The organism is Pseudacidovorax sp. RU35E (genome assembly GCF_900156165.1).
Classification (GTDB): domain Bacteria; phylum Pseudomonadota; class Gammaproteobacteria; order Burkholderiales; family Burkholderiaceae_C; genus Xenophilus.
On the sequence record NZ_FTMY01000007.1, the window covers coordinates 283,849 to 298,576 of the forward strand.

Annotated in this window: 12 protein-coding genes; all 12 read left to right on the forward strand. The window is 68.2% G+C overall.

All coding sequences use genetic code 11. From position 1 onward, the window contains the following. Positions 1-10: 10 nt before the first annotated feature. The gene (locus BXA03_RS14950; RefSeq protein WP_076509182.1) at positions 11-937 is read left to right on the forward strand and encodes a phage tail tube protein; all 927 of its coding nucleotides are present in this window, start codon (positions 11-13) and stop codon (positions 935-937) included. A 5-nt stretch (positions 938-942) separates the two neighbouring features. Next, positions 943-1,320, forward strand: a complete 378-nt coding sequence (locus BXA03_RS26890) for a phage tail assembly chaperone (RefSeq protein ID WP_076509185.1) — start codon at positions 943-945, stop codon at positions 1,318-1,320. Positions 1,321-1,403: 83 nt separating this feature from the next. Next, positions 1,404-1,667 carry a DUF1799 domain-containing protein gene (locus BXA03_RS26895; protein ID WP_076509188.1) on the forward strand — a complete coding sequence of 88 codons (264 nt, stop codon included), beginning with the start codon at positions 1,404-1,406 and terminating at the stop codon, positions 1,665-1,667. 132 nt (positions 1,668-1,799) lie between these two features. Beyond that, positions 1,800-5,411, forward strand: coding sequence for a phage tail tape measure protein (locus tag BXA03_RS27505; protein WP_076509191.1), 3,612 nt, complete (start codon positions 1,800-1,802; stop codon positions 5,409-5,411). Then, complete coding sequence (locus BXA03_RS14970) at positions 5,408-6,031, forward strand: hypothetical protein (protein WP_076509194.1); 624 nt, start codon at positions 5,408-5,410, stop codon at positions 6,029-6,031. The genes BXA03_RS27505 and BXA03_RS14970 overlap by 4 nt, the downstream gene beginning before the upstream one ends. After that, a complete protein-coding gene (locus tag BXA03_RS14975; RefSeq protein WP_076509196.1) occupies positions 6,028-6,651 on the forward strand; it encodes a hypothetical protein in 624 nt (207 codons plus the stop codon). Before BXA03_RS14970 ends, BXA03_RS14975 begins: the two co-directional genes overlap by 4 nt. Beyond that, positions 6,651-7,064: a DUF6950 family protein gene (locus tag BXA03_RS14980; protein WP_076509199.1), complete on the forward strand. Its 414-nt coding sequence runs from the start codon at positions 6,651-6,653 to the stop codon at positions 7,062-7,064. The genes BXA03_RS14975 and BXA03_RS14980 overlap by 1 nt, the downstream gene beginning before the upstream one ends. Next, positions 7,064-10,693 (forward strand): phage tail tip fiber protein, encoded by a 3,630-nt coding sequence (locus tag BXA03_RS14985; protein ID WP_143476321.1) that lies wholly within the window; start codon positions 7,064-7,066, stop codon positions 10,691-10,693. The genes BXA03_RS14980 and BXA03_RS14985 overlap by 1 nt, the downstream gene beginning before the upstream one ends. Continuing rightward, positions 10,693-11,295 carry a hypothetical protein gene (locus BXA03_RS14990; RefSeq protein ID WP_076509203.1) on the forward strand — a complete coding sequence of 201 codons (603 nt, stop codon included), beginning with the start codon at positions 10,693-10,695 and terminating at the stop codon, positions 11,293-11,295. The genes BXA03_RS14985 and BXA03_RS14990 overlap by 1 nt, the downstream gene beginning before the upstream one ends. Further along, entirely contained in the window at positions 11,292-11,612 is a 321-nt protein-coding gene (locus BXA03_RS14995) for a hypothetical protein (RefSeq protein ID WP_076509206.1), read from the forward strand. Before BXA03_RS14990 ends, BXA03_RS14995 begins: the two co-directional genes overlap by 4 nt. Then, positions 11,612-13,990, forward strand: a complete 2,379-nt coding sequence (locus BXA03_RS15000; protein ID WP_076509208.1) for a hypothetical protein — start codon at positions 11,612-11,614, stop codon at positions 13,988-13,990. Before BXA03_RS14995 ends, BXA03_RS15000 begins: the two co-directional genes overlap by 1 nt. Before the next feature lie 8 nt (positions 13,991-13,998). Then, complete coding sequence (locus tag BXA03_RS15005; RefSeq protein WP_076509210.1) at positions 13,999-14,715, forward strand: hypothetical protein; 717 nt, start codon at positions 13,999-14,001, stop codon at positions 14,713-14,715. The last annotated feature ends 13 nt before the right edge of the window (positions 14,716-14,728 follow it).

A 14,728-nucleotide genomic window follows, 5' to 3' on the forward strand; every position in this document is an offset into this window, starting at 1 on the left:
GTTAAACGCCATGGCGAAATTCATGCGCAAGATGGCCCTGCTGGCCAAGATCGAGGCCGTTCGCGGCACTGACGCCGTGCCCACCGGGGCGGCCAATGCCATCCTGGCCAGCAACGTCAACCTCACGCCGCTGGATGGCGACGCCGTCGAGCGCGACGTGATCCGCCCCTATCTGGGTGCCGGCGGCTCGGTGATGGCCACGCTCTTCAACAAGGTGGCCTTCAGCGTCGAGGCGGCCGGCGTGGCCGCAGCCGGCGACCAGCCCGCCTACACCGCGCTGCTGCGCGCCTGCGCCATGTCGGTCACCGTGGCTGCCGGCGCGACGTGCACCTTCGCGCCGATCTCGGACGCCATGGAGTCGGTCACGATCTACGGCGTGGTGGACGGGGTGGTGCACAAGATGCTCGACGCGCACGGCACGGTGAAGCTGACGGCGGATGCCAAGGGCATTCCGAAGTGGGACTTCGAGTTCACCGGTCTCTTCGTGCCCGTGGCCGACGTGGCGATGCCCGTGGCGGTGTACACGGCCTACCAGCGCCCGCTGCCGGTCAACAAGCTCAACACCACCCTCACGCTCGACGGCTACACGGCCGCCGCCAGTGCCTTCAGCTTCGACGCGGGCAACACGGTGGTCAAGCGCGATCTGATCGGCGTCGACTCGGTGGAGATCAGCAACCGCAAGTCGGTTGGCTCGGTGACGCTCGAAGCCACGTCGGTAGCCGCCAAGGCTTGGGTGAACATGGCCGCTGCCAGCGCCCAGGTGCCCCTGGTGCTGAACCACGGCCAGGCCGCCACGAACGTGGTGCAGCTCAATGCACCGAAGGCCGAGCTGGGCAAGCCCACCTACTCCGACAGCGATGGCATCCAGATGGTCACGCTGCCGCTGACGTTCGTGCCCACCAGCGGCAACGACGAGTTCTCCATCGTCATCCACTGAACGCCATGGCCCAGAAGCTCAAGATCAACGCCAAGCCCACCTTCAGCGCCCCGGTGCTGCTGACCCTGGCCGGCGACGACGGCAAGACGGTGGAGGTGCACTTCACGGCCGTATTCCGCCGCCTGCCCGATTCGCAGGCTAAGGACGTCCAGAAGCGCATGGACGGCGGCACCATGACGGACGACGAGCTGATCGCCCTGGTGCTGTGCGGCTGGTCGCAGCTGGAGGCCGACGACGGCACCCCGTTCGCGTTCACCGCCGAGAACCTGGCGGCGGCGCGCGAGGACTGGCCGACCTTCGCGGCGGCCATCATCTTCAGCTACTTCAAGCACAACGACGCGGCCGTCATAAAAAACTCCGCGCGGCCGTCCGCTTCCTCCTAGGCGGCGGCGCGGCCAGCGTTCACGATGAGCTTGACGATGATCTTCAGAGCCAGGCTGTTCGGCTTGGCATCGATGCTGCGCGGTTGTGCAGCGATGACGCCCGCCGCGACGCCGGTGGCTTCGAACTGTGGGAGGAGCACGTCGAAGCCTTCCAGGTCTTCTACCTTTGCGCGCGCCAGTGGCGCTTCAGCCTCGGGTTCGGCACGGTCTGGTATGAGGGCCTGGATCTGGGTGCGGTGGACGTGGCGATGCGGCGCCTGCGTGTCCCCGATGAACGGTCGGAGACGGTGCTGCTTCAGCTCCGGGTGATGGAAGAGGAAGGGCGCGACGTGCTCAACGCGCGTTGACGCCCACGCTGGCGCCGGGCAGACTGGAGCCAGCCAACAGCAAAAAGGCCGACACGCGTCGGCCTTATTCATTTGGGGCCGCGCGCAGACCATGCCGGCATGGCAGGTCAAGAGCGGCAGGTCGGTATTCGGATGACCCTCGACGCCACTTCGGTGGTGTCGGGTCTGCCGGTGGCTGGCCGCGAGGTCGACCGCTTCGGCAGCCAGGTGGTCGCCGCCTCGCAGAAGGCGACCCAGGGCCTGGACCGCGTGCGGATCTCCACGCGCGACCTGATCGGAAGCGCGGCCGGTCTGACCGTCGTGGCGGCGGGCGTGGCGGCCGTCACGCAGGCCCTTACCAGCCTGCCGCAGCGCGGCATCGGTTTCAGCGCCGAGATCGAGGTGGCCCAGCTGGGCATGGCCGGCATCCTGCGCTCCATGACGGCCGTCAACGGCCGGCAGACCGAGTGGAACCAGGCCCTTGGCATTGCCGGCGACATGATCGGCAAGCTCAACGACGACGCGCTGCGCACGGCAGCGTCGAGCCAGGAGCTGGTGGGCGTATTCCAGGCGCTGCTCGGCCCTGGCCTGGCCGCCCGCATGACGCTCGACCAGATCCGCGAGCTGACTGTCGTCGGCACCAACGCCGTGAAGAGCCTGGGCCTGAACGGCGCCCAGGTGGTGCAGGAGCTGCGCGACCTGGTGCAGGGCGGCATCACCACGGCCGGCTCGTCGCTGGCCACCGCCCTTGGCCTGAAGGACGAGGACATCGCGAAGGCGAAGGCATCGAGCGAGGGCCTGTTTAACTTCCTGATGAAGCGGCTGCAGGGCTTCAAGGATTCCTCCGACGCCTTCGGCAACACGCTGAAGGGCAGCCTCGACCAGCTGCAGGAGGGTGCAACCCGCGTCGCGGCCGATGGCATGCAGCCGCTCACCGAGGCCATCAAGGCGGCGGTGCAGGAAAGCGCCAAGCTCTTCGTGACCACGGATGCCAGCGGGCAGCAGCAGGTCAATCAGCAGCTGGTCGCCGGCATTCGTGAATATGCCCAGGGCGCCGCCACCGCGCTCCAGGTGGGCCGGGACGTGGCAGTGCAGGCATGGGCGCACCGGGACGCCATCGTCGCGCTGGCGGGTGCCTATGCAGCCTTCCGGCTGGGCCAGTGGGGTGCCGAGGCGGCAACCGCGGTGCGCGCGCAGCTCGATCTTGCCCAGGCCTCGCGACTGGCGCGCGTTGAGGCGGCTGCGACCGTGGCCACGGATGCACAGGCCGCGATGACAAGCCGCGAGAAGGTCGCCGCACTGCTCGCGGAACTGCAGGCGACACAGGCCACTACCGCGGCCGAGGCGCAGGCTGCAGCGTCCAAGGTGACCCAGCTGGCCGCGACGAACGAGGCAATCGTGGCATCGCGGGCCGAAGTGGTGGCGAAGATGGAGGCCGCCCGCGCCACGATGGCCCAGGCCCAGGCGCAGATCCAGGCCGCTGCCGCAGCAGGCGCCCAGAGCTATGCGCTCGCGACGCTGCGTGAAGGCACCGCCACGCTGGCGGCCGCGCAGGCTCGCCATGCAGCGCTGATGGCGGAGCTGGCTGTGCTGGGCCAGCAGCAGACCCGGGTGAGCGCGCAGCTCGCGGCGGCGACGGCCGCGCAGACCGCGGCACAGGAGGCCGCTGCTGCCTCCGCCGGCCGTCTCGCCGCTGCGACCGGCGCTGCGGGGGCTGCTGCGGGTGCCGCCTCCCTGGCCGCGCGCGGCTTCGGCGTGGTGGTGGGTGCGCTGGGCGGCCCGGTCGGCATCGCCATCATGGCCGTCACCGGCCTGGCCATGTGGCTCTACCGCCTCAAGTCCGCCGCCGACGACGCGGCCGTGACGGCCGTGCAGATCCAGCGGGCCGAGCAGATGGCCGCCAGCGGCAAGACGCCCGAGCTGCGCGACGTCGCCGCCATGGAAGCGGAGCTGGGCCGCTGGAAGCAGAAGCGCGACGAGCTGATGGCCTCCGGTGGCAGCAGTACGGAATGGATCAACGGGGCGCCGGTTAAATCGACGCTCGACAGCGTGAACGCCGGCATCGCCCAGCTCGAAGAGCGGCTCGGCAAGGTCAAGGCCGCGTCCGGCCAGGCCAGCCAGGGCAACCAGCAGATGACGCTGACCCTGGAGGGCGCGCGGCAGGCATGGATGAAGTCCAACGCGGACGTGAAGACCGGCTCTGCCATCCAGCAGGAATACCAGCAGAAGCTGCAGGCCAGCCGCAACGCGTTCCAGCAGTACCTGGAGGTGCTGAAGGCCCAGCCCGGCGGCGCATCACTGCGGACGCTGGAAGACGCCCAGGCCCGCCAGCTCGAGAACGAGAAGGGCCTGAAGCAAGAGCGCGACAAGGCCATCAAGGCCCTCAACGCCGACGCTGTGCAGGCGGACAAGCACAACCTGGACGCGCAGATCGAGGCCGTCAAGCAGGGCTACAAGCTGAAGGCGGTGGCCACCGCTGATGGGCTGGACGAGATCGACAGCCTGGTCAAGCGCGACCTGCTGTCGGAGTACTCGGCCGTCGCGCGCCGCCGCGAACTTCAACTGGCCGACCTGCAAAGCCGGGAGCAGGCCCTGCGCCGCGAGCTGGAGCTGACGCGCAAGAAGAAGGACTCGCAGAAGGAAGCCGCCGCCCTGGAAGGTGAGCTGGTGGAGCTGGCTGCGCAGCGGCAGACGCTGCTGAACAAGTCCGGCCGCGATCAGGAAGAGCTGCTCGTCGCGCCACAGCTGGCCCAGCTGAAGGCCATGCGCGACACGGTGGCCAGCACCTACGAGCAGATCGCGGCGCAGGAGCTGCAGAACGCCTCTATCGGCAAGGCCAAGACGGCGGCCAACGACTTCACCATCGCGCAACTTCAGCGCCAGCGCGCCGACCTGGAGGCCACGGACAACGTCATCCCCGGCTACGTCAAAGCACTCGATGACCGCATCGCCGCCGAGCAGCGCCTGCGCCGAGTTGTTGGGGCGGGCGAAGGCATACAGATCGCGGTGGACTGGCAGAACCAGCAGCGCGATCAGGCGCGCAAGATGGGCGAGGACGTGCGGTCCAACTTCCTGCAGGGTGTCACGAGCCTGATGGAAGGCGACACGAGCGCCCTCGCCTCCATCGGCAAGTCGTTCAGGAACACCATCGTCACCGCGATTGCAGGCGCGTTCTACGACGCCACGATCAAGCAGTCGGTCGAGCAGTTCACGAGCTGGCTGTCGTCTGCATTGCGCGACGCGATGGGCGGCGGTTCTGGCAGCTCGGGCGTGTCACTCGGCGTCAGCATCTTGAAGGGGCTGGGCAGTGCCTATGCGGGTGGCCTGTCGGGCGACTCGGCCGCCGCGGTGGCGAGCATTGTCGGGAAGGATGACTCGCTCGGCACCATGATCGGTCTGATGGGGTTGGCCAAGAACGCCAACGGCGGGGTGTATGACGGCACCGCGGGCCTACGCGCCTACAGCAGCAGCGTCGTGGACCGTCCCACGATCTTCCCGTTCGCCAAGGGCGGCATCGGCCTGATGGGCGAGGCCGGCACCGAGGGCATCTTCCCGCTGAAGCGGGACAGCCAGGGCCGCCTGGGCGTGATCGCCATGGGCGGTGCAAACGGCGGCACCCAAATCACCTTCGCGCCGGTGAGCCATCTCTACATGGATGCACGTGCCGACCTCGGCGCGTCCATGGCGGCTGGCCAGCGCATGCTGGCCGAGAACAACAAGCGCCAGGCTGCCGAGTTCAAGCGCGCGGGGGTGATGCCCGAATGACCACCATCGCCATGCCAGACACGCTGGCCATCGGTGCCCAGGTCTGGGGCATCCGCAACTTCGACCTGACCTTCGCGAACGCCGACACGGGCTCGATGCAGGTTGGGGTGTTCGGCCCTCCGCGCTGGAAGTGCTCGATGACCAGCGAGGAGCGCATCCCCGTGGTGGCCGATGCTGCGCTGTGGCGCGCGACCATCCTGTCGCTGCGCGGCCAGGTGAACTGCCTGGCCGTGTACGACCGGCTGCGGCCCCAGCCGCGCGGCACCGCCCGCGGCGCGTGGACGGCCGTGGGGTCGCTGGCCGGCGCGGCGCAGATCTCGATCAATGCCGGCGTCGGCCAGGCCGGAAAGACGTTGCTGCAGGGCGACCGCATCGGCGTCCAACAAGACAGCGATGACCGCCAGCTGCTGAGCGTGCAGGCGGACGCGGTGGTTGGCGTCGACGGCGTGCTGCTGGTCACCGTGGAGCCCGTGCTGCGCCGCACGCTGGTCGCCGGCAGCGTGGTGGTGTGGGACCGGCCGACGTGCCGCATGCGCCGCACCTCGAACGACACGCAGTGGGACACGAAGGGCAGCCGCGAAGGCGGCTTCAGCCTCGACCTGCTGGAGAGCTGGGAATGACCGTCCAGACGAACGCAGGCTTCGACGCGGTCGCGGGCTCGGCCGCCTACGGCATCGCCACCATGGTCGAGGCGCAGGCCCGGTCGGGGACGGTGCGGTTAACCGACTGGCCTGTGGACCTGGTGGCGCTGGGCAACACCTGGCGCGGCATCGGTGCGCTGGGCCAAGTCGGCGAGCTGCGTGAGGCCGACGACGGCGGCGCGCAGGAGCTGACCATGTCTCTGACACCCATCGACATCGGCATTCGGGGCTTCGCGTTGGGCGAGGCGTCCGACTACCAGGACCGGCCGATCCGGCTGTGGATCTGCATGATCGATGCGCAGACTTTCCAGCCCGCCGGGGCGCCGGTGCTGCGCTTCGGCGGCGTGATGGACGTGATGAAGTTCCCGCGCGATGACGAGGCCCGCACGATCTCGCTGGAGCTGACCTGCCGCGTGGCGAGCTACGACGTGCGCAGCAACCCGAGCGCGCTGCGCATGAACGATGCCCAGCACCGCGCCAAGTATCCCGGCGAGCTGGGCTTTCAGTACCTGCAGAGCCTGATCGGTAACCCGGCGATCTACACGTCGAAGGCCTTCGGCGCTTATCTGCGCATCCGCTCGATGCTGGGACTGCAGTGATGGACGAGTTGGACGCCTTCATCCATCTGCGCGCCGGCCGCGCGTTCGCCTGGTGGGACGCCGACTGCACCATCCTGGCCGCCGAGTGGGTGCTGCAGCGCACGGGCGCCGACCCGCTCGCACCGCTGCGCGCCGAGGGCGGCATGCTCGCTGGCCGCCGGCTGCTGCCTGCCCTGCGCAAGGTTCGGGCCCGGGGCGGGTTTGCCGTGGTGGCCAGCGAGCTGCTCGGGCCCGCCATGCCCGGGCTGATGGCCCAGCGCGGTGATGTGGTGTTGGTGCGCAGCGGCCAGCGTGCGGGGCGCGTGCGCGGCCTGGCCTTTGGGGTGTGCACCGGCGCCAACATTGCAGCGCCTGGCGCTCACGGCATCGCATTTCTCCCGGTCACCGGCGCGGAGGCGGCATGGCGGGTCTGATGCGCGCATTGCTCGGTCTGCTCGCGTTGTTTGCCGCTGCACCGGCCCATGCCGAGGTCGTGACGTTCTTCACATGGGTCGGCGGCTTGGTGGGCGCCTCCGGCGCGTCTGCGGCGGCCGTGGGCGCCTTCGTCGTCACGACGGCGGTCAGCATCGTCTCGAGCGCCTACGCCAGCAGCCAGGCCAAGAAGAAGGCCCGCCAGGAAGCGCAGCGCAAGCTGGCGCAGGACATCGCGAACCTGCAGGACCGCACCATCACCCTGTTGGGCAGCGATTCGCCCCACGCCGTGGTCTACGGCAGCCCGGCGCCGTTCGCCGGTGCGCTGGTGGCCATGGTCACCACCGGCATGGGCGCGGAGTGGACGCACCTGGTGATCATCTTCGCGGCGCACGAGTGCGAGGCCATCGACGAGATCTACATCGACGACGACGCCATTGCGGCGGACGAGAACGGCTACACGACGAACGAGAACCTGACCATCGTCGCCACCGGCCTGGACTACTCGGCGGGCCCGGCGGTCCACATCACCAAGCACCTGGGCGCCGGTGAGGACGTGGCCGACCCGTGGCTGATCAACGCCTGCAACACGGGCGGCGCCCCGGGCATGTGGACCACGGCCCACAAGCTCACGGGCTACACCTACGCGGTGGTGTCGGTCAACAAGGTGTTGGACCGCTTCCAGTCGGGCCCGCCCAACGTCAAGGCCAAGATCCGCGGCAAGAAGGTGCTGGACCCGCGCACGGGCCAGACCGCCTACAGCCGCAACGTGGTGCTGTGCCTGGCAGACTTCATCCGCTCGGCCCAGGGGTACGGCGCCAGCGCCGATCAGCTCGACATCAACACCTGGATCGCCGGGGCCAATGCCTGCGACATGCAGGTCTACGGCATCGAGGCCGACGCGGATCCGCTCAACTACGGCTACTCGCGGTCGCGCTACGTGGTCGACGGCATGTTCCGCACCGACCAGTCGCGCGAGACGACGCTGCAGCAGCTGGAAGAGGCCATGGCCGGCTTCACGGTCGAATCGGCCGGCGTGTGGCGCTTCGTGCCCGGCGCGTGGACCACGCCCGTTATGTCGCTGGGCGATGACGACATGGTGGCGCCCACTGCGGTTGAACAGACCTGCTTCCCGGGCACGGCGCGGTTCAACGGCGCCCGCGGCACCTTCATCGCGGCCAACGGCAACGGCGTGTCGCAGGACTTCGCGCCGTACAGCAACCCCACCTTCCTGGCGGCCGATGGCAAGGAGAAGCTGACCGACGTGGCGCTGCCGTGGGTCGGTTCCCAGGTGCGCTGCCACCAGATCGCGCGCATCAAGGTCGAGAAGAGCCGGGGCGGCTTCACCGTGCGGATCTCGCCCAAGATGTTCGCGTGGGGCCTGCAGCCGGGCGACCGCGTGCTGCTGTCGTCGGCCTTCTTCGGCTTCACGAACAAGAGCTTCATCGTCACGGACTGGGCCTACTCGCGCACGAAGGCCCTGTCGCTGCTGCTGGAAGAGGACGTGCCGGCCTACTACGACCTGGCCGACGAGCAGCTGCTGGACGCGGCGCCCAACACGAACCTGCCGAACCCCTTCGAGGCGCCGGCCAAGCCGGAGAACCTGCAGGCGGCCAGCGGCATCGATGAGCTGGCCCGCCAGGGTGCCACGCTGCTGGCCCGCGCGCGCATCAGCTGGAACCGGTCCACCACGGCCGCTGTGCTGCTGGGCGGCCGGGTGCGGATCGATCACCGGCAGGAGGCCCTTGTGCTCGGCGAGGGTGGCGTGCCCGAGGCGGGGACGCTGCCCTGGATCTCGACGCTCATGGCTGGCGACGCGCGCGAGGTCTACCTGCTCGGCCTGGACGTGGGCCAGGCGTTCTCGGCGCGCGTGCGTTTCGAGACGGCCTTCGCGTCCTCGGACTGGGCCTATGTGGGCGACGTGCTCCAGGGCACCGGTGCGCCCAGCGACGTCAGCAACCTGACGCTGCAGGTGACCGATGACGGCATCCTGGCCAGCTGGCTGGCGCCCACCGATCTGGACCTGATCGAGTGGGACCGCACCCAGGTGCGCCGCGGCCCCACCTGGGAAGAGGCCGAGGGCGACACGCACTTCGACGGCCACGCCACCAGCGCGCTGCTGGGCTTCTTCCCGGCCGGCCTGCAGAAAGCCTGGGCGGCGCATCACAGCCGCAATGGGTTCTGGTCGACGCCGATGTCCGCCAGCCTCACCGTGCTGGCGCCGCTGACGCCCGCCGTGCAGGACAGCACGCAAGGGCGGTCCGTTGCGCTGACCTGGTCGGACTGCCGCACCACGCAGCCGATCCGCGAGTACCAGATCGCCAAGGGCGACACGCTGGGCGCAGCCGTGGAGATCGGCCGCACGGTGGCGCGGTCGCTAACGCGGGTTGAACCCGAGCCCGGGCTGCACCGCTACTGGATCCGCGCGGTCGACATGGGCGGCAATGCCGGGCCGTGGGGAACCAGCGAGGCGATGACGCTCGGCGACTTCGATGACGTGCCCAACATTGCGAAGTATGTGGAGCGCGTGGACTCGCGGCTGCAGTCGTTCCGCGACCAGGCTGCAGCGGCGGACCTGAACGGCATCCTGCGGGCGGAGGTGAGCGTGTCCGAGATGGGCAAGAGCCTGCGTCGGCTGACCACCATCCTGGAAGCGAAGGTCGATCACAACTATGCGATCTACGCCGAGCAGATCGAGGTGTTGGTGGCCGCCGACGAGGCGATGGCGAGCCGCATCACGCTGCTGTCCGCCGGGCTGGAGCAGGCGCAGGCCGACATCCTTGAAGAGCAGCTCGTGCGCGCCACCGCTGACGACGCGCTGGCCAGCGACATCCTGACGATGCGCGCCCGGGTCGATGACATCGAGGCGACCTATGTCAGCCACGTCGAACTGACGGCCACGCTGGGCTCGGCCATCGCGGAGAACAACGAATACCTGGTCTCGGCCATCGGACCGGTGGGAGAGCTATCCGCCACGGTCAGCAATCAGTCGATGACGCTGGCCAGCCTCGACGGCAACGTGGCCGCGCAGATGATGCTGAAGACCGAGATCTCGGCAGGCGGCAAACGCGTGATTGCAGGCATCAAGTCGAGCGTGAGCAGCATGAACGGCGGCACGGACGTGCAGTCGGAAGTCGCAGTGCTGGCCAGCGTGTTCCGCGTCATGAACGACCTGGGCTCCGCGATGGACGCGCCGTTCAAGGTGCAGGACGGCCGGACGTACATCGACATGGCCATGATCCGCAACGCGGAGATCGACACGCTCAAGGTTGCGGGCGGTGCCATCGTGGCGCCAGCCTTCGCCTCCGGCGCCGGCTCTGCCTCGATCAGCTTCACGGTGCCAGCCGGCCAGGTCTGGGAAGCGTTCGCCGTCGCCGAGTTTGGGCAGCAATCCACGTGGGGCCCGGCAAGCTCCACCACGGAAACCCGGTCGCTGACCGGCGCCGGCAGCACGGTGATCCATCCCGACGCACAGTGGCAGGACATGGGCGAAGGTGGCGGCAACATCTATCGCTTTCCGGCCTCCATGATGACGGGCATCGCCACGTTTGGCGCCGGCTTCCAGACCATCACCGCAGTGGGTGGCGAGACCACTCGCCTGGCGGTCTTCATCGGGAAGCGAGGCGCCTGATGCTGATGCGTCCCTTCGCCATCGTTGACGCCCACGGCAAGCTGGTGATGAGCGGTATGTCGCCGCAGCCGCCAGCCTGCCCCGAAGCCTGCACCCTACTCGGCACCGAGCCGCCGTCGCCCACCTCGTTCTGGGACTTCGCCACGCAGGCTTGGTGCGAGCCCAGCCCGCGCCCTTCTGCACGCCATGTCTTCGACTGGCCCAGCCATTCGTGGATCGACCCACGGACGCTCGCCGAGATCAAGGCAGACCAGCAGGCCGCGATCAGTGCAGAGGGGCGCCGCCGCGCCGCTGCTCTCACCGCCGGCTATCCCGACTTCGAACAGAAGACGTGGCCGACGCAGGAGCGCGAGGCGCTGGCCTGGGAAGTTAACCCGGCCGCGCCGACGCCCTTCCTGGATGGCATCGCCGCCGTGCGCGGCATTCCGGCCACTGAGATGCGCGCCAAGACGCTCGCGGCCGTGAACGCATTCCGCCAGGCCAGCCAGTACCTGGTGGGCACCCGCCAGGCGCTGCGCGACGCCATCGAGGCGGCCACCACCGCCGAGGCCGTCCAGGCCATTACCTGGCCCAACGATCCCACCACCACCGACGCCCCATGACCGACGCACTCGCCACCTCACCCATCATCGGCCTCGAGAAGACCATCGAGGATCCGCGCACGCGCGCCCAGTTGGGCTACCACACGCTCTATGCCTGCCAGATCGGGTTCCAGGTCCGCAGCACGGTCGCCACGCTCCGGTCGTACACCTCGCACCAGCACGCGGTCGAGGGCGCGGCCCATGTGTCGCTGATTCAGGTACAGCTACCCGGGCTGCCTGTGGGCGATGTGGATCAGTGGATCTACGCGCAGCTCATGGAGAGCGCCAGCGAGAAGAACATCCTGGCCGGCGCGGCGGCTGTGCGCGAGGTGATCTGATGGCCTGGTACCGCACGGGCACCATCGCGCTCACCAACGGCTCTGCCTTGGTGAACGGCACCGGTACGGCCTGGGTGGCCAACGCCCTGCCGGGCGACATCCTGTCGGTGCCTGGGGCTGTGCTGGAGGTGAAGCGCATCGTCTCGGACACGCAGCTGGAGCTGGTGCTGCCGTACGGCGGCGCCACCGCTGCTGGCGTGAGCTACGCCCTGGTGCCGACGCAGGGCTACGTGCCCACCGCGCTGCAGACCATGCAGCAGATCCTGAGCGAGTTCGGAGACATCTGGCAGGCCTGGCACGCCGGTGACCTGCAGGGGCGCGGCCTCGTGCTCAAGGGGGCAGTGGCCGCAGTGTCCGACCTGCCCGCCGAAGGAAACACCGCAGGTGACGGCTACATCGTGGCGGGATCGAGCCTCCACGTCTGGAACGGCACGGCCTGGGCCTATGCGGGCGAGATGGTCAGCACACCTGAGCTTTTGGCGCTGCAGGCGGACGTGCGTGAACGGGCCGAGCTGGTTGCGGCTGGTGTCTCAACTGCACAAGATGCAGCGACGCGAGCCGAGTCCAGTGCCACGGTTTCGCTGGCCACCATCAACATTCAGCCGGACCTGGCAACGGGTGCCGCGTCCGTTGCTGAGGAGGGTGTTTGCACGATCCTCGCCGGCGGTCCTGACGGATTGAAGCGCACGACCACCTTCGTCAAGCGCAGCGGCACGCTCGTGCCGGTTCTTGATCCCCTTTCCGGGGCTGAGTTCGACAGCTTGATTCGTCAGCGCCCTGGCGGGGCCGCTTCGAATTTCGTTGCGGCGGACGGCACGTCAATCGCGGGCGTGACTCGTGACTCCTTCCACGCCCGTGCCTTCGATGTTGGGGGCAAGCTGGATGGGGAGCGGCTGCAAAAGTCCAAAGACCCCATTGACGTGCGTGCGCGCGACGGAAGCAGTGCATTCAAGGTCCGCGCCAGTGGCGTTGTTGACGCCCCCAGCCTGCGCTCCGTTCGCGCGCTCATCGGCGGCACGGAAGCATCTCGCGGCCGGTCGACGGTTCGCCCTTGGGGCATTGGTGCACGTGACAACACCATCGGCTTTCTCATCGGGCGTGACGGAGCGCGCTTCGGCCGAGCCAACATCGACCGAATGTCGGCGCGAGTCGCCCGGGTCCGACGTCTCGATCAATCCATCGCGCGTGCTTTCCCCGCAGAGATCTGCCACATCATCATGTACGGGCAATCGTTGTCTCGCGGCGAGCGAGCTCTTGTGAACGGCACCACCGTGCTCAGCACCAGCCAGCGCTTTGACAGCCTGATGTTTGTCAGCGGAACGCAGCCGGACGTGTACGGAGACGCTGCCCCTTACGCTTCGTTCGTGCCACTCATCGAGAGCGCGCGAGCAGGGATCAACCAGGACTTGGCGGGCATCGCCAACCCTGGCGAAACACCTTTGTCGGGATGCTGCGATCAGATCAAGGCCGCGCTGCTCGCGGATGGCATCGCGCCGGCCGACTACCCTTTCCAGCTGTTGGGTTCGTGCGCGGGCCGTGGAGGAACGGCCCTAGATGGCCTCGCAGATGGAACCGCGCCTTTCGCGCGAGTCCTGGCGCAGGTCACGGCGGCCAAGGCGCTGGCCGACGCAGCCAGCAAGAGCTATCGCGTCCTGGCTGTTCCCTGGCTCCAGGGCGAGAGCGGCCCATATGCACGCAACGTCTACGCCATCGGACTTCAGCAGGTGCTCACGGCCTTGAATACCCAGATCAAGGCGATCACTGGACAGGCCGAGGATGTCCTTTTCCCGCTGTATCAGACGTCGGGCACGTCCAACGTCGCAGCTGCGCTGGCGCAGGCCGACGTGGCGGATGCGCTAGCCAATGCCTTCGTGGCGGCACCGGTCTACCCGCTGCAGACGGTGCTGGCCCCTTGGTTCGACGGCGTGCACCTCAGCGCTGCGGCATCTCGACTCATCGGTGCGTATATCGGCCGCAGCCTCAAGCAATGGGCGCTGGATGGCGCCGGAACGAATGGTCTTCGAGCAACGGCGGTAACGCTGCTTTCGCCCCGGCTGATCGGAGTAGACCTGGCAGTGCCGGGCAGCCGGGCAGTCATTGACCGCAGCGACACGGCGACGGGCAATCCGCACCGCGCGGCCGCGGGCTTTGAGCTGATGTCGGCCGGCAGCGTCGGCATCGCCGATGTCTACATGGCATCACCCCGCCGCATCCACATCAGGACCACTGGCGACGTTCCCTCCGGGGCGTACCTGCTGTATGGCCGGATCGGCGGGAACGTTCGGGACGACAGCGGCGATCTCGACGTCGCCGAGGTGCTCGGCGCTCACGTGCCGCTTGACCATTACATGCAAGTCTTCGACCACACCTTCGCTTAAGGACACACATGCAGTTCCTCACCAAGATCCCGACGTTCGACAGTCCTGTCGCCCTGGCAGAGCCTCCACTCGATATGGACGCGGCTTGGAGCGGCTTCTTCTCTGGCGCTGGCACCCTCGATCAGTCCGTCATCCACGGCCCCGCGCCCGTCTACTACGGGAGCAACTCGCCGCCGGTCTTCGAGGACTTCGGTGCCCGGCTGACGGGCGCCGATGCAGTTTCGACCGAGGCACCGGTGACCACGCCTGCCTACAGTCTGTGCACCGTCTTCAACTCCGACTCCCCCGCAGCTGTCTACGCGAGCATTCGCTTGGCCCTCGCTACCTGGGACGGCTCGGGCGGCTGGTGCGGGCTCGCGATCAATTCGAGCGGCCAGTTCTTCGTTGGCGTGCGCACCGGAGACACGACCGACGCGAACGTTGACACCGGCATCTCTGCGAGGGTGGGCCAGGACACGTTCGCAGGGCTCGTGGTCAGCGGGCAGGCGATCACGCTGTATGTGGGCGAAGAAGGCCGGCTCAAAAAGTACTTTCTGACCGCACCCGCGCCGCAGATCGCACCGCGGTGGCCATTCAAGGTCAATGGTTTGTCGGCGCCAAGTGATGGCACCTTCATCACTCGCTGCGCCGACGTCTACCAGGGCGCACAGCCGGAGTCCAAGATCCTGGACCGGTATCTGAAGTGGCGCTTGTTCTTCTTGGACAACCTGATCACGGTCATCTGAGCACAAGGACCGA

Bases quoted from the DNA above. Each gene is read 5' to 3' on its own strand.
- BXA03_RS14995 (WP_076509206.1), top strand. From the start codon at position 11,292: ATGACCGACGCACTCGCCACCTCACCCATCATCGGCCTCGAGAAGACC.
- BXA03_RS14985 (WP_143476321.1), top strand. From the start codon at position 7,064: ATGCGCGCATTGCTCGGTCTGCTCGCGTTGTTTGCCGCTGCACCGGCC.
- BXA03_RS26890 (WP_076509185.1), top strand. From the start codon at position 943: ATGGCCCAGAAGCTCAAGATCAACGCCAAGCCCACCTTCAGCGCCCCG.
- BXA03_RS15005 (WP_076509210.1), top strand. From the start codon at position 13,999: ATGCAGTTCCTCACCAAGATCCCGACGTTCGACAGTCCTGTCGCCCTG.
- BXA03_RS14980 (WP_076509199.1), top strand. From the start codon at position 6,651: ATGGACGAGTTGGACGCCTTCATCCATCTGCGCGCCGGCCGCGCGTTC.
- BXA03_RS27505 (WP_076509191.1), top strand. From the start codon at position 1,800: ATGACCCTCGACGCCACTTCGGTGGTGTCGGGTCTGCCGGTGGCTGGC.
- BXA03_RS15000 (WP_076509208.1), top strand. From the start codon at position 11,612: ATGGCCTGGTACCGCACGGGCACCATCGCGCTCACCAACGGCTCTGCC.
- BXA03_RS14970 (WP_076509194.1), top strand. From the start codon at position 5,408: ATGACCACCATCGCCATGCCAGACACGCTGGCCATCGGTGCCCAGGTC.
- BXA03_RS14950 (WP_076509182.1), top strand. From the start codon at position 11: ATGGCGAAATTCATGCGCAAGATGGCCCTGCTGGCCAAGATCGAGGCC.
- BXA03_RS14990 (WP_076509203.1), top strand. From the start codon at position 10,693: ATGCTGATGCGTCCCTTCGCCATCGTTGACGCCCACGGCAAGCTGGTG.
- BXA03_RS14975 (WP_076509196.1), top strand. From the start codon at position 6,028: ATGACCGTCCAGACGAACGCAGGCTTCGACGCGGTCGCGGGCTCGGCC.